General features: G+C 66.1%; 15 protein-coding genes and 1 tRNA gene. 10 read left to right on the top strand and 6 right to left on the bottom strand.

All coding sequences use genetic code 11. The features are described 5' to 3' along the window. Positions 1-23: 23 nt before the first annotated feature. Positions 24-956, bottom strand: coding sequence for a cytochrome c5 family protein (locus H4P35_RS01990; protein WP_226847843.1), 933 nt, complete (start codon positions 954-956; stop codon positions 24-26). A gap of 232 nt (positions 957-1,188) precedes the next feature. Here H4P35_RS01990 and H4P35_RS01995 point away from each other — a divergent pair. Together H4P35_RS01995 and H4P35_RS02000 are read left to right on the top strand one after the other, a co-directional pair. Further along, positions 1,189-1,263, top strand: a tRNA-Arg gene (locus tag H4P35_RS01995). Between the two features lie 244 nt (positions 1,264-1,507). Further along, positions 1,508-2,497, top strand: a complete 990-nt coding sequence (locus H4P35_RS02000; RefSeq protein WP_226847845.1) for a LysR family transcriptional regulator — start codon at positions 1,508-1,510, stop codon at positions 2,495-2,497. A 7-nt stretch (positions 2,498-2,504) separates the two neighbouring features. On the opposite strand, the gene H4P35_RS02005 is transcribed toward H4P35_RS02000, so the two are convergent. Further along, complete coding sequence (locus H4P35_RS02005; protein ID WP_226847847.1) at positions 2,505-2,972, bottom strand: Rid family hydrolase; 468 nt, start codon at positions 2,970-2,972, stop codon at positions 2,505-2,507. Between the two features lie 692 nt (positions 2,973-3,664). On the opposite strand from H4P35_RS02005, the gene H4P35_RS27220 reads away from it, so the two are divergent. Continuing rightward, positions 3,665-6,586: an autotransporter outer membrane beta-barrel domain-containing protein gene (locus H4P35_RS27220; protein WP_304518374.1), complete on the top strand. Its 2,922-nt coding sequence runs from the start codon at positions 3,665-3,667 to the stop codon at positions 6,584-6,586. 442 nt (positions 6,587-7,028) lie between these two features. After that, entirely contained in the window at positions 7,029-10,307 is a 3,279-nt protein-coding gene (locus H4P35_RS27145) for an autotransporter outer membrane beta-barrel domain-containing protein (protein ID WP_255616257.1), read from the top strand. Positions 10,308-10,431: 124 nt separating this feature from the next. Here H4P35_RS27145 and H4P35_RS02030 read toward each other — a convergent pair whose 3' ends face one another. Further along, a complete protein-coding gene (locus H4P35_RS02030) occupies positions 10,432-10,677 on the bottom strand; it encodes a hypothetical protein (protein WP_056327580.1) in 246 nt (81 codons plus the stop codon). Positions 10,678-10,905: 228 nt separating this feature from the next. Between H4P35_RS02030 and H4P35_RS02035 the strand changes: the two genes are divergently transcribed. The 6 genes from H4P35_RS02035 (at position 10,906) to H4P35_RS02060 (ending at position 16,848) form a co-directional block, all read left to right on the top strand. Further along, positions 10,906-12,030, top strand: a complete 1,125-nt coding sequence (locus H4P35_RS02035) for a cupin domain-containing protein (RefSeq protein ID WP_226847849.1) — start codon at positions 10,906-10,908, stop codon at positions 12,028-12,030. A 67-nt stretch (positions 12,031-12,097) separates the two neighbouring features. Then, entirely contained in the window at positions 12,098-13,009 is a 912-nt protein-coding gene (locus tag H4P35_RS02040; protein WP_108006446.1) for a fumarylacetoacetate hydrolase family protein, read from the top strand. 11 nt (positions 13,010-13,020) lie between these two features. Then, positions 13,021-13,776, top strand: a complete 756-nt coding sequence (locus H4P35_RS02045; RefSeq protein WP_226847852.1) for a GntR family transcriptional regulator — start codon at positions 13,021-13,023, stop codon at positions 13,774-13,776. Positions 13,777-13,803: 27 nt separating this feature from the next. Then, the gene (locus H4P35_RS02050) at positions 13,804-14,718 is read left to right on the top strand and encodes a LysR family transcriptional regulator (protein ID WP_063953504.1); all 915 of its coding nucleotides are present in this window, start codon (positions 13,804-13,806) and stop codon (positions 14,716-14,718) included. A gap of 138 nt (positions 14,719-14,856) precedes the next feature. After that, on the top strand, positions 14,857-15,849 hold the full coding sequence (locus H4P35_RS02055; RefSeq protein WP_056327575.1) for a tripartite tricarboxylate transporter substrate binding protein: 993 nt from the start codon (positions 14,857-14,859) through the stop codon (positions 15,847-15,849). A 54-nt stretch (positions 15,850-15,903) separates the two neighbouring features. Then, the gene (locus H4P35_RS02060) at positions 15,904-16,848 is read left to right on the top strand and encodes a succinylglutamate desuccinylase/aspartoacylase family protein (protein WP_226847854.1); all 945 of its coding nucleotides are present in this window, start codon (positions 15,904-15,906) and stop codon (positions 16,846-16,848) included. A gap of 40 nt (positions 16,849-16,888) precedes the next feature. Here the strand turns inward: H4P35_RS02060 and H4P35_RS02065 are convergent, their stop codons facing one another. From H4P35_RS02065 to H4P35_RS02075, 3 genes are all read right to left on the bottom strand, one after another. Next, the gene (locus H4P35_RS02065; protein ID WP_056327573.1) at positions 16,889-17,410 is read right to left on the bottom strand and encodes a lipocalin family protein; all 522 of its coding nucleotides are present in this window, start codon (positions 17,408-17,410) and stop codon (positions 16,889-16,891) included. Positions 17,411-17,494: 84 nt separating this feature from the next. Then, the gene (gene gshA / locus H4P35_RS02070) at positions 17,495-19,066 is read right to left on the bottom strand and encodes a glutamate--cysteine ligase (RefSeq protein WP_226847855.1); all 1,572 of its coding nucleotides are present in this window, start codon (positions 19,064-19,066) and stop codon (positions 17,495-17,497) included. Between the two features lie 32 nt (positions 19,067-19,098). Next, positions 19,099-20,079 carry an alpha/beta hydrolase gene (locus H4P35_RS02075; RefSeq protein ID WP_226847858.1) on the bottom strand — a complete coding sequence of 327 codons (981 nt, stop codon included), beginning with the start codon at positions 20,077-20,079 and terminating at the stop codon, positions 19,099-19,101. Positions 20,080-20,091: the final 12 nt, after the last annotated feature.

The raw sequence follows: 20,091 nt of genomic DNA on the forward strand, positions 1-20,091 counted from the left end.
TTGCCTGTCGTGCCGGCGGGGTATTACTTGGCGGCGTCGACCATGTATTGGACGGCGGCGCGGATGTCTTCTTCGGAGGCGTTGGCGGCGCCGCCCTTGGGAGGCATTGCGCCCTTGCCCGTTATGGCGACCTTCACCATGGTGTCCATGCCGGTCTTGATGTAGGGCTCCCAGGCGGCCTTGTCGCCGAACTTGGGCGCATTGGCGACACCCGTGGCGTGGCACGCGAAACAGGCCGTCTTGTAGAGCTTTTCGCCGGCCGGATTGACGGCGGCAGCCTGTTGGGCGGGGGCCGGGGCCGCAGCGGGTGCGGCTGCGGCTGGTGCTGCGGCAGCCGGTGCTGCGGCAGCCGGTGCTGCGGCAGCCGGTGCGGCAGCAGCCGGAGCAGCAGCCTGTGCAGCCGGCGCGGCTGCGGCCTCGCCTTCCTTCTTGACGCCTTCTTCAGCGGGAGCGGCGGGTTCTTCCAGCGAGGCGCCGGACTTGTTGGCCATGTACACCACGGCGCGCGCGACTTCGTAGTCGGACAGGGCCGGGTTGCCGCCCTTGGCGGGCATGCCGCCCTTGCCGTGCAGCGCGACCTTCAGCATCTCGTCGTAGCCTGCCTTGATGAACGGCGCCCACGCGGCGTTGTCGCCCATCTTGGGAGCGCCCGCCACGCCAGCGGTGTGACAGGCCGTACAGACAGCGGCAAAGACCTGCTCGCCGGTCTTGAAGACCTTGGGCGCGTTGGCATCAACCAGTTCGAAACCTGCCACGGGGGCGATCCGCCGGGCGACCGCTTCGCCGGACAGGGCGTCTGACCCGGCGCCGGTCTTGGTGCCCGTGACCACCATGTTCACCAGAAGGATGATGATGGCGATGGGAACCACGAAAGCCAGGACGACCGTGACGATCAGTTGCTTCGGGGTCTTGATGGGGGAGGAGTGCTCTTCTATGTGTTCCTGCTCGTTGCTCATGACCAAATCCTGCTAACGGGTACCGGGGGCGCCTTGGCGGCGGCAACAGAAAATCAGTACTGCACAAGTCGGCGGCAACCCATGCCCGCCTGCAAGCAAACGCTGGATTATATAACGGTGTCAGGGACGATCGTCCAATGTGTCAGGACGGGTTTTCGATGAGTTTGCCGGAAGATTTGATCCAGTTCATGCAGATCGCGCAAAACTGGGTACAATACCGCCTCCTTGCGCTGCGCCCGTAGTTCAATGGATAGAATGAGAGTTTCCGAAGCTCTTGATACAGGTTCGATTCCTGTCGGGCGCGCCAATCCAGACAAGCTGTGCGTTTTCCAGGGCCCCTTCATAGGGGCCTTTTGTTTATGCGCCCTTCGGTTATACGGATTCGGTTATGAGGATTCGGTTATGCGGATTCGGTTATGCGCATTCTCTGTGCTTAAGCGCTTTTCACGGCGTTAAGCATCCTTTCCGTTCAGCGCTTTGATTTGACGCCTGCGATGGGCGCTTACGTTTTACGCTTACGTCTCACGCCCACGTAAGAACATCTGCCGATCATGGCGCCGCCAAAACCTGCCGAAGCCCTCCCCGCGTCCGCGACCAGCCTCGCCCTGGACAACGCCGCCGCGCCGAACACGTTGTCATGGGATGACCTGCGCATCGTCAAAGTGTTGAGCGATTGCGGCAATCGGTCCTTGGCGGCCGAAAAGCTCGGCATCAATGCCTCGACGGTATCGCGCCGCGTGGCGCAGGCCGAGGCTGCGCTGGGCGTTGCCTTGTTTGACCGGCGGCGCGCAGGCTACAAGCTGACCGCCGAAGGGATGGAGCTTCGCGCGCTGAGCGAGCGTGTCGAACTCGATGTTGTCAGTGTGGCTCGCCGCATTTCCGGTTCCACGCATGACCCGCAAGGCACGCTTCGGGTTGCCACCAGCGACTCGCTGCTGCTGTATTTCCTGACGCCCATCATTGCCGAATTCAGGGCAGCCCACCCCTCGCTGTCGATTGAGGTCCTGGTCGGGAACGACACGCTGGACCTTGCCCGGGACGAGTCGGATATCGCGCTACGAGCCACCCAACGGCCGCCGCAGAGCTGGGTCGGGCGCAAGCTGGCAGGCATCGCGTGGGCGCCTTACGGAAGCGCGCAACAGTTTCGGCGCAAGGCGCCTGCGGCGGACCGCATTCACGACCTGAGTTGGGTGTCCTACGCGGGCGGATTGGCTGGATTGAAGGCCGCTCGCGTTATTGAAGGCCGGGTTGCGCCGGCGAATATCGCGTACCGATCCGATTCGGTCGCCGCCGTCGGCGCGGGCATCGCCGCGGGGCTTGGGGTGGGCTATCTGCCCTGCATGCTGGGAGACACGATGGCCGACCTGGTGCGCGTGGGTCCTGTCGTGCCCGAGCTTGCGGATGAACTCTGGCTGCTCACCCATCCCGACATCCGGCGCTCACGGCGCGTTCAGATCTTCATGCGTTTTTGCGCCGCGGCCGTGGCAAAGCACAAGGCCTTGATCGAGGGCCGCCAGGCGCGGCCCCCGTCAAAGACCTGATGGTTCCTCAATCGGCAGTGCGAGGGCGCAGCACCGCCTTGCAGGCGATCTCGATCAACTGCGCGGGCATCGCCAACCGGGAGACACCGATCAGGTTGCTGGCGACCTGGGGACGATCGGTGCCGTAGGCGGCCTTGCGCACCTTGCCCGCCGCCGCAAAGGCGGCATCGACGTCCAAGACGTACAGCGTCTCTTCCACGACGTTATCCAGCGTGGCGCCGAACTTGCCCAGCAAGGCCGCCAGGTTCTCGTAGGTCGCGCGCATCTGCGCTTCCATGGTGGAAAAATTACGCGGCTTGCCTTGGTCGTCCAGTTCGGCCGGCGCGATCAGGTTGCCGTCCTTGTCGTGATTGAGCTGGCCCGACACGTAGATGTCGTTGCCCACCTGCACCGCCTGCGCATAACCATAAGCGTCTTCCCACGGCACGCCCCAATAGGCGGTTTTCTTTTCGAGTGGATTCGATTGCGTCGTCATGGTTTTCTCCTGGGAGGTTGGGGAAACGAAGTTCGGTATCAGAAGGCTCCAGCGTAACTGCGCAATGAAAACGCGTGAGCGCATTATCGCGCCGACACGGTGCAAATTTGCACTCCGTCCCGCGCCCGGATGATGCCTGATCGGTCGATGGCCTCCTGTCCGGATGGCTGGCACGGCAACGATTCGAACGCAATGGCGATCTGTCGGATTTCGATGCGTCCGTTGATGTTTGAAAAAGCGGTCACGCCATCGGAGTAATAGTGCTCTCGGTAAATGCGGACTGTCTGAACACAATCGAACACACCGACGAAGTGGGCTCCAGCGATCTGTGGCCCAGCTCCGTCGTTCAACGTGAACAAACGGATATTCACGCGCAAGCGGTCAACTGCCCGGGCAGCGTCACTTGCATTCCAGGCGGAACGAAAAGTCCCTGCGCGTGAATCCGACCCCCCAGGATGATCTGATCGATGAACGTGGATTCCCGCGCGGCGCTGCGACGTGCCGATTCAACGCCGTTTCTCAAAACCCGAACAAACACGATCAAGCTTTGCGTTGGCCTGCTGCTGCTCTCCGTCGACGTGCCGCACCCTGCCGTTGCCGCTGGCGGGATCGTTGGCGTGTCGGGGGCTGGGGGCCAGGGAGGCGCATCCAATGGGGGGCGTGGCGGCGACGGCGGAGATGGCCATGCCGCCTTGGACCTTACGACCTCGTACACCACGGCCGGCGACGTGGAAGGCGGGGCCGGCGGCGGCGGCGGTGGTGGTGGTGGCGGCGGGCACGGCCATTCCATGGGCGGCGCTGGCGGCGCCGGGGGGAACGGCGGGGCCGGCATCGTCATCTCAGGCGACGCGGTGGTATTGCACAACGACGGCTGGTCGATCCGCGGCGGCAAGGGCGGTGGCGGCGGCGGAGGCGGCGGCTCCACCTTCCATTTCTCTGTGGAAGCAGATGGTGGTCGCGGTGGCGACGGCTCGACGGGCGCAGGCGGCGCCGCCGGCGGGGGCGGGGGAGGCGGGGCGTATATCCGGACGGGCTTCGGAGGAGACGGCGGCCACGGCGGAGAAGATGGCCTCGTGGGGGGCGGTGGTCCCCTCGGTGTCTCCTGGGCGGGCGGCGGTGGCGGTGGCGGCGGCTCATCCATCAACGGCGGGAGTGCAGGCCAGGACGTGTGGCCAGTGCTGAGTGAAGGGGTGGGCGGACCGGGCGGTACTGCTGGCGGGGCGTCTGGCGTCAACGGAGATGATGCCCAGCCGTACGAAGGTTTTGCGCCCGGCGGAGGGGGCGGAGGCGCGCCAGGCGGCGCGGGGGGCGACGGCGGACAGTACACGCGTCTCGATTTGAACGGCGGTGGTGGTGCCGGCAGCAGCAATCATGCCGTCTACGTCACGGGAGCCGATTCCGTCATCATCAACTCGGGCGCCATCATGGCGGGGCCCGTCAATCAGGACACCGCCATCAAGTATGCGGGGATCGCCAGCAACGCGACCTTGATGCTCCGGGAGGGTAGCGTGATTCAAGGCCTCGTCGACGCCACCGAATCGGCCGGCACGAACACGCTGGTCCTGGATGGCGGGGCCGCGCTGGCGTTTGACGTGGGCAAGATTGGCAACGGCGCGCAGGGTCAGTATCTGGGCTTCAACGCATTCGAGAAGACGTCTGACGGCATGTGGGCGCTGACGGGGTCGCCCTCCCTGGCGCTTACGCCCTGGACGCTTCTCGGGGGATGGCTTGCGATCACGGACGACGCCGCGCTGGGGGATGTGGCTGGCGGCCTTGTCTTTGACGGCGGCGGGTTGCAACTGAACGCCAGCATGTCGTCGCAGCGCGATTTTCAATTGCGCGGTGATGGCGCGGTCCACACGGCCGCCGGCACGGTGTCCGTGATGCAGGGCACGATCAGCGGCGCGGGCAGCCTCACCAAGTCAGGGCCCGGCACATGGATCATCCTGGGTAGCGATAGCGGATCGGGCAACACCGCGCCGGCGGGGCCGCTCACCCATACCGGCGTTACGCGTGTCGACGAGGGCATGCTGGTCATCCATGGCACGGCCCTGGGCCAGGCCGATCACGCGGCCGCCAGCGTTGCAGGCGCCAGCAATGCGACATTGAGCCTTGCGAACGGCGCCAGGCTTGACGGCCAGATGGACGGACCGAACCTCATCATCGATGCGACGAGCCGATGGAACGTCCTGACCGATGCCGCTACCGCCGCGCAGGACATCAACCTCAGCAGCGTCAACGCACTTCAGCTTGCTGGCAGCATTGCCTTTTCGCCGCCCTCCGATGCGGCGAACAATCAGGCCGGCCGCACATTCACCGCCAACAACCTGGTGGGCGCCGGTGGCGAAGTGCAGCTGCACGTGAACCCGACCGGCGCCGCGGATCACCTGACGCTGACCCAGGGCGCCACGGGGTTGACCTACCTGAAGCTCATCACGCCGGGCGGCTTCGGAGATCCGTTGGCCGGCGACGGGTTACTGGTGGTCAAGGCCGGCGCCAGCACCGACCACGCGTTTGTACAAACCCCCGGACAACCCACCCAGGCGGGCGCATTCAATTACGGGCTCGTGCAAGGCGCGAGAAACGGCGCAGCGGATCTGGCCAACAACTGGTACCTGTTCAGCGATATCCGTCCCGAGGTGTCCATCTACTCGCAGTTGGGCAATCAGGCCTTGCGGCAGTCCGAGGTGGCGGTGGGTTCGTTCAACGAACGGATGGGAGCGACCGAAACGCTGGCGCGAACGGTCTACCCGTATGTCTGGGCGCGGTCGTTGGGCGTCCTGGAACGCCGGGATGGCGCGCCCCTGGGGATCCGGCAAGCGAATGTCGCCGTGGATTCGCGGCTGGGCGGGCTGCAGGTGGGAACGGACCTGTTCGTGGCCAGCAAAGGTATCGGCCGCCAGAGCGTGGGCGTGTTTGGTACGGCAATGGTTTCCCGTAACGACGTGTCGCACTATCAGGCATCCACGCGATCGACGGTGGATGCCGGCCGCAGCGATCAAACCCTGTATGGCCTGGGCGCTTACTACACGTTGATGGACGGCAAGGGCGGTTACGCCGATTTCGTCGGACAGGTCAGCCGGTATGGCGTGAAGACGCAATCGCGTGGTGCGCATGGCACGTCCCTGCAGACATCCGGATGGGGCGCCGCGCTTTCCGCCGAAGCCGGAAAGGCCTTCGATATTCGCGACGGCCGCGGTCTGCGCGTTGAGCCGCAAGCCCAGGTGATGGTCCAGCACGTCAAATTGCGTGACGCTGAAGACAGCGTGGGCCGGGTTGCCCTGCCGGGACTGAACGCGCTGCATTCGCGTGTGAGTCTGAAGCTATCGAAAGTCTGGGGCGAGCAAGCCCAGACGCAAAGCCACGGCTGGCTGATGCTGAGCTACCGCCACACGCTGGGAAGCTCCTCCAGTTCGTATCCCACCGCCACGCAGGGCAATATCGCATTCGACAACGATCTGGATGGATCGCGCGTCGGTCTGGCGGCGGGATATGACCGGCGCGCGGGCAGAAACACCTTCGTCAACGTGCGGGTGCAGGCCGAACAGGGCTTGGGCAGCTCGTCAGGATTGCGGGCGGTGGCCGGTTCGGTGGGGGTGAAGTATCTGTTCTAACAAACGTGCATGAAGCGGCCCGCCGGATCGCTGGCACGGTCTTGGAACATGCGCCATAGCGATCGTCTGATTTTCCACGGCAACTGATTCTTATGAAGACTGTCGCGCATTCCGAGTAATCCTACTCTGGGTAAAGCCGGGACGCATAAAGAGAATCAGACACACCGACGAGACGGGCTTTAACGCTTTTTAGCTCGAAGCCGTCGCTCGATGTGATTAACCGGATTACTCAAACGCGCAACCGGCAGCCCCGGTGTTCCACGTTCTTGCGATATCAAGAAAATGATTCTGCCTGGAGCTGCCCCTGTGCTCCCGGTGCAATTGAATTCGTGAAGCCGCGCGTGAATCCACTACCCAGGATGAACCAACGATGCATACGGATTCTTGCTTGGCGTTGCGACATGCGGACTCGATCTCGAACCGAATCGACAAGGCGCGCGGTATGGCGCTGAAGCTTTGTTTTGGCCTGTCTTTGATCTCTCTGGGCATGTCCCCGCATCCCGCGGCGCGTGCCTTGATCGTCGGCGAGGCGGGGGTGGGCGGCGCAGGCGGGGCCGCCAATGGGGGCAACGGCGGCGATGGCGGGGATGGTTTTGCCGCCTTGGATCTCACCACTTCTTACACGACCTCTGACGACATTGAAGGCGCGCCCGGCGGTGGCGGGGGCGGGGGGGGCGGAGGCGGGCAAGGGGGCTATGTGGGCGGCGCAGGTGGCGCGGGCGGCAATGGCGGGCACGGCATCGTTATCTCGGGTGATGGCGTGGTTTTGCATAACGACGGCTACTCTATTAGCGGCGGCAAGGGGGGGGGCGGTGGAGGCGGGGGCGGCGGTAGTTTCAGTCAGAGCATTGTCAGCGACGGCGGCCGCGGTGGTGACGGCGCGGGGGGCACTGGTGGCGGCGGTGGGGGCGGCGGCGGCGGCGCGGCGGATATCAACCCCGGCGGGATCGATGGAACGGGCTACGGCGGCAATGGCGGCAATGGGGGAGAAGATGGTATGCCGGGTGGCGGCCAGTCGAATTATGCAGGTGGTGGTGGTGGTGGCGGCGGCACCTACACCAACGGCGGGTCGCAGGGCGATGGATTATCCAGCCCAATTCCGGGTGTAGGCGGATCAGGCGGTATCGCTGGCGGTGAGGCCGGCGTCGGTGGTGGCATAGCGAACATAGCAATTTGGGCCGGGGGCGGCGGAGGCGGCGGGGCGGCTGGCGGATCGGGCGGCGCCGGCGGGGCGGGCACCTCATTCTCCGGCGGCCCCCCGGGCGGTGCCGGCGGCAACAGCGGTCACGGTGTCCACGTCACCGGCGCCAACTCCGTGATCATCAATTCGGGCACGATCTCGCAGGGACCGGCGAACCAGAACATCGCCATCAAGTATGCGGCGACCGCCCATGATTCCACGCTGGTCCTGCAAAACGGCAGTGAAATCATCGGCCTGGTCGACGCCACGGAGTCGGGCGGCAAGAACACGTTCAGGCTGGATGGCGGCTCGGCGCTGGCCTTCGATGTCAGCCTGATTGGAAGCGGCCCGCAGGCCCAGTACCTGGGCTTCAATGCCTTCGAAAAAACGTCGGCGGGAACCTGGACGCTGACGGGCACGCCCAGTCAGGCCATCATGCCCTGGACCCTGTCGGGCGGGTGGCTCGCGATCGCCGACGACGCTAGCCTGGGCGACGCCTCCGTTGCCCTCACGGTTGATGGCGGCGGGCTGCAACTGGATGCCAATGTCCTGTCGCAGCGCGACATGCAGTTTGCGGGAGATGGCGCCATTCGCACCGTGGACGGCACGGTGTCCGTGATGCAGGGCGCGATCACCGGATCGGGCTCGCTGACCAAGACCGGTGGGGGTACGTGGATCATCGACAGCGACAATGCCTTCGCCGGCGCAACGCGGATTGACGACGGTGTGCTGCAGCTGGGCTCGGGCCAGGCCGTCGGCTCGTTGGGGGCGGGCCAGGTCGAGAACAACGCCCTTCTGGCCATCGACCGCGCCGACGCAGTCATCCTGTCCCACGCCATATCTGGCACGGGCGATCTGCTGCAGGCCGGTTCGGGAACGACCACGCTTACCGGGTCGCTTACGTACACCGGCTTCACGCGGGTGGACAACGGCACGCTGGTCATCGATGGCACGTCCTTGGGTCAGCCAGATCACGCTGTTGCCCGGGTCGTTGGGGCGGGCAGTGCCGACCTGGGCTTGGCCAACGGCGGCACACTTCACGGTTGGGTGGATGGACCGAATCTCTCCATCGACGCGGCCAGCAAATGGAACATCCTGACGGATGCTTCCAACCCCGCACCGAACGCCGCGCAAGCAAACAATCTCAGCACCGTCAACGAACTTCGGCTTGCCGGCAGCGTCGCCTTCGCCCCGCCCGCAGCATGGACCAACGATGAAATCGGCCGTACGTTCACCGCCAACAATCTGGTGGGCGGCGGCGGTGAAGTGCAGTTGCACATGATTCCGACCACGGCTGGCACCGTGGATTACCTGACCTTGAACGCGGGGGCGACGGGGTTGACCTACCTGACGCTGAATACCGACGGGGATTTTGGCGATCCCTTCAGCGGCAATGGCTTTCTGGTGGTCAAGGCGGGCGCCAGCACGGACAACGCGTTCCAGCAAACACCCGGCCAGGCCCTGCGGGGCGGCGCGTTCCGCTATGTGCTGACGCACGGCGCGCTGGATGGCTCGCCGGACCTTTCCAACAATTGGTACTTGATCAGCGAAGTCCGCCCCGAGGTCTCGATCTACTCGCAGTTGGGCGGCCAGGCCTTGCGGCAGTCCGAGCTGGCGGTGGGCACCTTCAACGAGCGCATGGGCGCGACAGAAACGCTGGCCCGCAAGGTGTACCCGTATGCCTGGGCCAGAACGCTGGGTGCCTGGGAGAACCGCGACGGCGCTTCGCGCGGCATCCTGCAGTCTCAAGTGGGAAGCCGCACGACGCTGGGCGGTCTGCAGGTCGGCACGGACCTGTTCGTGACCAACAAGGGTATCCGTCGCAACAGCATGGGCATGTTTGGCACGGCCATGGTGTCCCGCGCGCAGGTAGACCACTATCAGGCATCCACGCGTTCAATAATCGACGCCGGTCGCAGCGATCAGACCATGTACGGCCTGGGCGCGTACTACACGATGTTGGACGGCAAGGGCGGGTATGCCGATTTCGTCACGCAGATCAGCCGGTATGGGGTAAAGACCCAATCGCGCGGCGCGGACGGCATGTCAATGCGCACGTCGGGCTGGGGTGCGGCGCTGTCGGCTGAAGCCGGCAAGGCGTTCGACATTGGCGATGCGTCCTCCGGACTTCGACTCGAACCGCAGGCGCAGGTAATGGTTCAACACCTGGCGCTGCGCGACAGCGATGACGATCTGGGCCGGGTGACACTGCCGAAGTCGCATGCGCTGCATTCACGGGTGAGCGTGAAGCTGTCGAAAGCCTGGGGCGAGCAGGACGACGCGCAAAACCATGGCTGGCTGATGCTGAGTTACCGGCACACGTTGGGGGAATCGTCCAGCGAATACCAGACGCTCACTCAAGGTGACATCGCCTTTGAAAATAAGCTGGACGGGTCGCGCGTGGCGCTGTCGGCGGGTTACGACCGGCGGGCGGGCAAGAACACATTCGTCAATGTGCAGTTGAACGCCGAGCAGGGATTGGGCGGCGCGTCGGGATTGCGCGCGATCGGCGGCTCGATGGGGATCAAGCATCTGTTCTAGCGTCCGCGTCGCAGGATTCTGCGGATGACTGATCCCACGGAAATACTGGCTAAGCGCTGGCAAGGCGCGCCAAGCCATTGAATCGCCCGCCCCGCGTGCACGCGGGGCGGGCGATTTGCGTTGGCTAGTCGTCCAGTGAAGGCACGGTGCCGATCTGCATCAGGATGCGCGGCGATTCCATGTCGCCGGTTTCCTTGTCGATCATCACTTCGTAGGCGGCAACGCCTGCAAATTTGGAAGCCATGGAATTCGCGATGCGGATGGCTCCGAATTCGCTGCTGGCCGGACGGATTTCCCCGGGGGCGACGCCATTGGCGGCGGCGCGATAGGGAACGACGATGTACTGAACGAGATGAGCAGCTTCTGACACAGGAATTCTCCCCTGGACGACAGTTTTTCGGGCGAGCGAAATGTATCACGTCGCACTGTGTTTTTGTACAGTATTTTTGCGCAGGTCGTCCAGATATTTTCGCGGCGTGGCGTTGCCAGCCTTTCCGGCATTGCAGGAAAACCCCTAGCGCTTGCCCATTGCCCACCCTTCCTGGCGCGCGTAGTATTTTCGAAAATCCTCGGCGTTTTATAAAACCAGGGGCACGACATGGAAGCGAACCGCTACGACGCTTACCGCGAGGACACCGCGGGCCGCGCCAATGTGGCCGACTCGCCGGAGCGGGTGGCCTACTACCAGGAACTGGCGCGGCTTGAGACGGGCGCGTTGTGGACGGTGGCGAACAAGATCGAGCCGTGGGCGCCGCGGTCGGCGTCGGTGCCCGTGGTCTGGCGTTACCGGGACCTGCGCGGTCATGTGTTGCGATCCGCCGAGCTGGTGTCCCCCGAAGAGGCGGGCCGGCGCGTCATCTACCTGAACAACCCGGGCCGGCAGGACGTTGCCGCGGCGGTGGGCTGGCTGTATTCCGGGCTGCAGGTGATGAAGCCGGGCGAGCTGGCCAGCGCGCACGCGCACACGCATTCAGCGCTGCGCTTCATCATGGAAGGGCAAGGCGCGTACACGGTGGTGGACGGCCACAAGATGACGTTGGGCGCGAACGATTTCGTGCTGACGCCCAACGGCACTTGGCACGAGCATGGCGTGGCCGAGGACGGCACGACCTGTATCTGGCAGGACGGCCTGGATATACCGCTGGTCAATGCGCTGGAAGCCGGTTTCTATGCCGTGCATCCCGACCTGAACCAGACCATCACGCACCCGGTGGACGACACCAGCGGCGCGTGGGGCGGCGTGGCGCTGCGGCCGCAGGTGTCCGGGTGGACCAAGCCGTATTCTCCGCTCTTCAAGTACGAATGGGAGCCTACGTATGAGGCCCTGCGCCGCTATGCGCGCACCGCGCCGGGCAGCCCCTACGATGGCATCCTGCTGGAATACGTGAATCCGGCAACGGGCGGCGCGGTCATGCCCACCATCGGCGCCAGCATGCAGTTGCTGCGCCCGGGCGAACACACCCAGGCGCACCGGCACACCGGCAGCTTCATTTATCAGGTGGCCAAGGGCAGCGGGTTTTCCGTGATCGACGGCAAGCGTTACGACTGGACCGAGCGCGACATTTTCTGCGTGCCGTCGTGGGCTATTCACGAACACGCGAACCTGTCGTTCAACGACGACGCGTGCCTCTTCTGTTTCAACGACCTGCCCGTCATGCGCGCGCTTGCGCTGTACCGCGAGGAAGCGGTACAGGACAACGGCGGCCATCAACCGCTGATTTAGTTTCTGAATGCATGACGCCGCGCCGCGCCGGCCGGTTCCACCCCCCTTTGACCTTCTGGAGTTTCCGATGCGCCTCGTGACCTTTCGCGCTCATCCCACCGCCGCCGCCCGCCTGGGCGCGCTCGTGGACGGCTATGTGATCGACCTGTTCCTGCTGGGCCAGGAAGGCGGGGTGGACCTGCCCGGCGACATGCTGGAATTCATCGACCTGGGGCCGGTGGCGGTCGCGCAGGCGACGCGCCTGCTGGACACGTTTCGCGGCAACTGGCCGGTGGGCACGGCCCTGCCGCAGGAGAACGTGAAGTTGCTGGCGCCCATCCCGCGTCCGCGCAAGAACATTTTTGGCATCGGGCTGAACTATGTGGAGCACGTGGCCGAATCCAGCCGCACGCTGGACACGTCGGCCGACCTGCCCAAGCAGCCGGTGATCTTTTCCAAGCCGCCCACCACGGTGATCGGGCCGGGCGATGCCATCGAGCACAACGCCAGGATCACGCAGCAACTGGATTGGGAAGTGGAACTGGCCGTCATCATCGGGCGGCGCGCGTCGCGCGTGGCCGAGGCCGACGCGCTGTCTTACGTGTTTGGCTATAGCGTGATGCTGGACATGAGCGCGCGCGATTGCCGCCGGGCAGGCCAGTGGATCTATTCCAAGGGACAGGACACGTACGCGCCGTTCGGCCCATGCATCGTGACCGCCGACGAAATCCCCGATCCGCAGGTGCTGGACCTGTGGCTGACGGTCAATGGCGAAAAGAAGCAGGGCTCGAACACGCGCCACATGCTGTTCAAGGTGCCGTTTTTGATTTCCGATATCAGCGCCGGCATCACGCTGGAACCGGGCGACATCATCGCCACCGGCACGCCGGAGGGCGTGGGGGCCGGGCGCAAGCCGCAGGAATTCCTGTGGCCGGGCGACGTGGTCGTGGCCTGCGTGGAAGGCATCGGCACGCTGCGCCATCCGGTGGTGGCCGTCTAGGAGCACAACGCTTGAAACCCAGAATCAAGGCCCCGCGCGAGGATGCGGCCGCTGACGGCGGCGCCGGGGTCGAAGACATCACGCTGTCCGAACACATTTACCGGCAGTTGCGCCGCGACATCATGCGCGGCGCGTTTGCGCCGGGCCAGTCGCTGCGGCTGGAACTGCTGCGCCAGCGCTACGGCGGCAGCTTTTCGCCGATCCGCGAGGCGCTGAACCGGTTGCGCAGCGAACGCATGGTGCTTACCACCACGTCGCGCGGCTTTCGGATCGCGCCGCTGTCCGTGGAAGAAATGCGCGATGCTTGCGAGACCCGCATCCTGATCGATTGCGATGCGCTGCGGCGGTCGCTGGCCAACGCCGACGACGCCTGGGAGGCGCGGCTGGTGGGGGCGTTTCATGCGCTGTCGCTGGCGGCCCGCCGGGCGGACGCCGCGCCCGGCCTCGACCCGGATCGCGAGGACGCGCTGGAGGCCCGGCACCAGGAGTTTCATCAGGCGCTCATCGGCGCCTGCCGCTCGCCCTGGCTGCTGGACCTGTCCGCGCAGCTATACGCGCAGACGGAACGCTATCGCCGGCCGGCGCGCGCCCAAGCGGTGGCGTACGGCCATGAACGCGACGTCGACGATGAGCACCGCGCGCTGCTGGATGCCGCGGTCGCGCGCGATGCCGGCCGCGCGGCCGCGCTGCTAGCCACGCACTACCGCGAGACGGCGCAGGTCATCGAGCGCATCCTTGCCCTGCCCGAGGGCCAAGCCGCGGCCTAGCGTCGTGATGCCGTAAGCTTGTCGTCCATGGCAGACCTGAAACTCCTGGAAGACCTGATCGCGCTGGCGCAGACCGGCAGCTTCGTGCGCGCCGCGGAACTGCGCCACGTCACGCATCCCGCCTTCGGCCGGCGCATCCGCGCCCTGGAAGCGTGGGCAGGCACCCCGCTGGTGGAGCGCCAGCGCCTGCCGGTGACGCTGACGCCCGAAGGCGAGACGCTGCTGAAAACCGCCACGCAGGTGGTCGAGCAGATGGGGCTGGTCCGCCATCGCATCCGCAGTTCCGGTGCGGGCGGCGAGGCCGTGCTGCGGATCGCCACGGGGCGCAGCCTAGCGCGCACGCTGGTGGCCGACTGGATTGCGCGGCTGCGGCACCGCGCGCCCCGGGTGCTGACCGACGGCACGCAGGTGGAGCTGTCCACCGGCAAGGCGCAGGACCTGGTGGTCCGGCTGGAGCAGGGCAAGGTGGACCTCTTGTGCTGCTACGAGCACCCGGCGCTGTCCGTGCCGCTCAGCCCCTCGCGCTACCGCTTTATGACGCTGGCGACCGACAAGCTGGTGCCGGTCAGCCAGATGGACGCCCGTGGCCGGCCACGCTATCAGTTGCAGGTGGGCGGCGCGCCCGTGCCGCTGATCACCTATACCGGCGGGCTGGCGATGGAGCGCATCGTGGGAGACCGGCTGGAGGCCACGCCGTACGCGCTGACGCCCTTCGTGCGCAGCGATTCGCTGGACGCGGCGCATGGCGCGGTCGCCAAGGGCGTGGGCGTGGCGTGGCTGCCCTGGTCCATGGTGGCGGCGGATTGCCGCCGCGGCGCATTGGCCGAGCTGGGCGGGCGTAGCGACGAGATCGCCTTCGAGGTCCGCCTGTACCGCCCGCGCGCCCGGCTGACCGACCTGGCCGAAGCTGCCTGGGAAGCGACGGCCAGCCGCAAGGCCTGATTGCCAGGCATCAAACCGGATTAGCACAACGATGTGCCGCTTTGGCACGGTATGCCCCTGGGCCGCGCTTGAAAATAGCCCCCGAAACTCAAAAGAGGCGGCTCCGCCGTCCACCCACAGCACCCCAGGGAGAAATTCATGAAGTCCATCTTGCATCCGCTGCGCGCAGCGCTAGTCTCGTTGTGCGCCGCTTCGGCCCTTGCCGTGGCACCCGTTGCCAGCGCGGCCGACTATCCGGCCCGCAGCATTTCGCTGATCGTCGGTTATCCCGCAGGCGGCAGCCTGGACCTGACCGCGCGCCTGCTGGGCGAAGAACTGGGCAAGCGCCTGGGCCAGACGGTCGTGGTCGAGAACGTCGGCGGCGCCGGCGGCACCATCGGCGCGCAGCGCGTGGCCCGTGCCGCGCCGGACGGCTACACCATCTTTTTGGGCTCCACCAACGAAATGGTGATCGCCCGCATGATCAACACCGCGGTCAAGTACGACAGCGCCAAGGACTTCACGGCGCTGGGCATCGTGGCCTCGCAGCCGATGCTGCTGGCCGCCAGCAAGAACTCCGGCGTGAAGACCGCCGCCGAGTACCTGGAAAAGCTCAAGGGCGCCGCGCCCGGCACGTTCAACTACGGGTCTTCGGGCGTGGGCACGACGCTGCACCTGGCGGGCGAGATGATCAACCAGGCCACCGGCACCCGCGCCGAACACGTGCCTTACCGCGGCGTGTCGCCGCTGGTCACGGACCTGATGAGCGGCCAGCTGGACTTCGGCATGCTCGTGCTGTCCTCGGGTCTGCCGCAGGTCCGCAGCGGCAACATCGTCGCGCTGGGCCTGACCGAGAACAAGCGTTCGCCCGCCGCGCCCGAGATCGCGCCGTTGGCCGCCACCAAGGGTTTCGAGTCCGTCGACATCAACCTGTGGTTCGCGCTGTACGGCCCGGCGGGCCTGCCCGAGCCGGTGGTGACCAAGCTGCGCGCTGCGCTGGATGAATCGCTGAAGTCCGACACCTTCCGCGCCAAGATGCAGGACGCGGGCGGCGAAGTCGCCAAGCCGGGCGTGGATCCGGTGGCCTTCCAGGCGGAAGAGACCAAGAAGTACGCCGCGCTGGTCAAGGCCGCCAAGATCGAGGCGCAATAAGGCCGCGCGGCACATCACGACATCGAAAGACCCTCGCAGCACACGGATATCACCATGCAATTCAAGCTTCCCGTTCCCGACATCGCCGCCGAGCGCGCAGGCAATACCGACACGCCCGGCGTGTGGCACTTTGATTCGGGCGTTCCGGGACGGGCGCTCATGGTGAGCGCGCTGGTGCATGGCAACGAGCTGTGCGGCGCCTGGGCGCTGAAGGACTTGCTGGCGTCGGGCCTGCGGCCGCGCCGCGGCAGCCTGACGCTGGCCTTCTGCAATCTGGATGCGTTCGACCGCTTCGACGCGGCGAATCACGATGCCTCGCGATTCGTGCAGGAAGACATGAACCGCGTCTGGAGCGCCGAACGCCTGGACAATCCCACCACGCCCGACCGCCAGCGCGGCGCGGCGTTGCGTCCGTGGGTGCGGCGCGCCGACTGGCTGCTGGATCTGCATTCGATGCACGAGCCGGGCGCGCCGCTGCTGTTGACGGGCGTGTTGCCGCGCAATGTCGCGCTGGCCCGCCGCCTGAAGGCGCCGCAGCACGTCATCGTGGATGCCGGCCACAAGGACGGCGTGCGCATGCGCGACTTCGAGCATTTCGGCGATCCGGCCCGGGAAGACGCCTGCGCGCTGCTGATCGAATGCGGCTTTCATGGCGACCTGTCTTCGCGCGAGGTGGCGCGCGACATGGTGGCGCGGATGCTGGTGGAGTCGGGCGTGGCGGATCGGTCCGACCTGCCCGAAGACTGGCTGCTGCCGGACCCGGCGCAGCAGCGCGTGCTGGAGGTGACGGACGCCGTGGTGGCGCCGTCCATGAACGTGCGTTTTGCGGGCCCCTGGTCGGGACTGGAGACGTTCGAGAAGGCCGGATCGCCCATCGGCTGGGCTGACGAGCAGCCGATTGTCACGCCGTACGACAACTGCACGCTGATCATGCCGTCGCTGCGGCAGTTGAAGCCCGGCGTGACGGTGGTCAGGCTGGCCCGCGATTACGCGGGCTGAGCGGACCGCAGACTTCCGCGGTCTTTAACTTTCAGGTTGTTTACTTCTGCGGCGTGTAGCGCAGCTCGTCGAGCTGGTAGCCTTGCGCCGTGGCGGCAGCCAACGCCTTGTCCAGTTCTTCCTTGGGCAGTTGCGGCGAGCGAGACAGGATCCACAGGTACTTGCGGTCGGGCGTGCCGACGACAGCCCAGCGGTACTCCGGATCCAGGCCGATCACCCAGTAGTCGCCCTTGAACGGCTTGAAGAACGTGACTTCGAGCTTGGCGTTGTTGCTGCCTTCAACGACGGTGGCCGTGCCCGAGGCAGAATCGATATCCCCGTCCTTGGTGCGGCAGCGGTTGTTCACGCCGATCGTGCCGTCCGGATGCGCGGTGTATTCCGCCGTGGTGTCTCCCACGCAATTGCGTTGGAAGAACATGGGGAAGTTGGCGATTTCGTACCACATCCCGACGTAGCGTTTCAGGTCTACGGATTCCACGGTCTGCATGGGGGGCGGCGCGGCGTGGGCAATGCCCGCCACACTGGCCGCCAGGGCCAGCAGGAATGTTGCGGTGCGGCGCATGAAGAAAACCTCCTGATGTGACTGGTAAGGCTGGCGCCGGCCGCCGTATGGCGCGCGGCGCAACCCGAGCCCTAACGATACGCTTTATTTGCGCGGCGCTTTCAGCGCGGCGTGATAGCGCGCGACGTAGGTGTCGAAATCTTCAGTGTCCGACTGCTCCAGCCTTAGCTGTTCGGCGGTGGACTGCGCCGCCGCTTGCTCGTAGGCCGCGGCCACGTCGGCCGGCAGCGGTTCGGCGCGCAGGGCATTGGCCTGCTTGCGGCTCAGCGCCAGCGAGTAATCGTGGAACGAAAGACCGCTGTCCTTCAGGTCGGCCAGCAGGCGCGCGGACGGCGTCGCGTCCGGCTGGTCGAGCTTGGCGCGTTGTGCGACCAGCGCGTCGGCGTAGGCGGTGCCGCCCAGCGCGCTGTCGTATAGCGCGGCATACGGCGCGATCTGGTCGAGCAGTTCGTGGCCCCATTGCGCAAGGCCGATCGACTGGCCTTCGCGGTCCAGCATGAGGCCGGGCTTGCGGCCTTCCTTGACGACCACCGAGAAGTTGTCAGCGCTGCGCTGACAGTAGCCATTGGCAGGAAAGAAGGGGCTGTCCGAGGCGGTGCAGAACAGGAGAAAGGCGTCGACGAAGCGCGCGGTGGCCGCGTCGATGCCCACCGGCGAATACGGGTCGATGTCCAGGCAGCGCACTTCGACGTATTGCACGCCGCGCTCGGCCAGCGCGGTGATGGGGCGCTCGCAGCGGCCGGTGGCGCGCTTGGGACGGATGCTGGAGTAGTACTCGTTTTCGATCTGCAGCACGTTGGTGTTGAGCTGGATCCATTCGCCGTTGCGATGCGTGCCGATCTTCTGGTATTCGGGCCAGGGCTGCGTCACGGCGCCGTACAGGCGGCCAAGGAAGGTGTCCAGGTCGTTGTAGCAGAGCTTGAGCTGCGACTGCGCCTTGTTCTGGTAACCCAGGTCGCTCATGCGCAGGCTGGTGGCATAGGGCAGGTACAGCGTGTGGTCGCCCAGCTTTTCCAGCTGATGGTCCTGGCCTTGCAGGAAATCGCTGGCCAGCGCCGGGGCCGAGCCGAACAGGTACATCAGCAGCCACGAGTAGCGCGTGAAGTTGCGGATCAGGCCGATGTAGCCGCGCGAGCGGCGGTCCTGCGCGGAGCCGGGCTGCGTGTCCAGCACGGACCACAGGTCTTCGGGCAGCGAGAAGTTGTAGTGCACGCCGGCGATGCACTGCATCGTCTTGCCGTAGCGTTCGGCAAGACCGCGGCGGTACACGTGCTTGAGCATGCCGGTGTTGGACGTGCCGTACCAGGCGATGGGGATGTCAGGCTCCGGCGGCAGCGTGGCCGGCATGGACTGGTTCCAGATCAGCTCGTGGTTCAGCACGCCGTAGACGTGGCGGTGCGTATCGGCAAGCTCGGCCAGCAACGCGTCCACGTCCTGGTGCGTGCCCGTGATGAGTTCGAGCAGCGATTCGGAATAATCGGTGGTGACGTGTTCGTTGGTCAGTGCCGAGCCCAGCCCGGCGGGGTGCGGCGTGCGGGCCAGGATGCCCTGTTCGTCCACGCGCAGGCCTTCTTTCTCGATGCCCCGCAGGGTCTGGGTCAGCAGCGAGCGGTTGGCCTCTAGGCGGGCGAGGCGGTTGGCGGCAGTATCGGTCACGGATTGTTCTCGTTGGGGGCTGTCGCCGGATTTTACGGGGTGCTGGCCTCCTGTGCTTCGGGAACCAGTACTGGGGACAGGGACAATGCCTGGGCGGTGCGCGCCAGCCATTCGTCCAGGTCAGCATAGACCGGATCGGCGATGGGGGCGGCTTCGTTGAAGATCTCGTGCCAGGCCGTGTCGTACCAGCGCAGGGTAAGGAGTTCGGCGGGGGCCCGCTGGGCGAATTGGCGGCTGCCTTCGGCCGCCACGATGGCATCGTCGCCGGCCACCATCAGCAGGGTGCGGCAGGGCAGCAGACTGGCCTCGCGCAGGGCTTGCTGGCCGGCTTCGTCGACAAAGCGCGCCAGGCGGCCGGTCATGCGGCGCCGCACCAGGGGATCGGCGCGGTAGGCCTTCACCACGGCCCGGTCGTGCGAGATGCGGGCGGGCGCCAGGCCGTGCGGCACGCGCAGGTCGGGGGCGTGCAGGGACATCCATGTGAGGGTGCGGCGCACCCACAGCGGCACGTTGACGGCAAAGGGCGGCGAACTGAGCACCAGGCCGTCCAGGTCGGCCAGGCGGCGCTGCGCGATGCGCACGGCGACCAGGGCGCCCAGGCTGTGGCCCAGCAGGATGGGCGGGCGGCCACAGCGCTGTGTCCAGGCGCGCAGCCGGTCCACGGCATCGGTGACCAGGTCTTCCTGGTCGCGCAGGGTGGCGGCATGCCCGCCCGAGCGGCCGTGGCCGCGGTGGTCGTGCGCACCCACGTCCCAGCCCCGGGCGGTCAGCCAGCGCGCCAGCCGGTCGTAGCGCCCGGCGTGCTCGCTCAAACCGTGCAGCAGGTAGATGCTGGGGCGGGCCTTCCCGGGGCGGGCCATCCCGGGGCGGGCCAACCCGGGGCCGGCCATCCCCGGGCGGGCCCCGGCGTCCTCCAATCTGGCGATCGGGGGCGGCACGTTGGGGGCGGCGGGCCAGGAATAATTGGCGAGCGGGGTGCCGTCGGGCGCGGGGGCCATGGAAATCGGCGACAATTTCTGAATTCC

This window comes from Achromobacter sp. 77 (genome assembly GCF_020541125.1).
GTDB classification, from domain to species: domain Bacteria; phylum Pseudomonadota; class Gammaproteobacteria; order Burkholderiales; family Burkholderiaceae_B; genus Achromobacter; species Achromobacter mucicolens.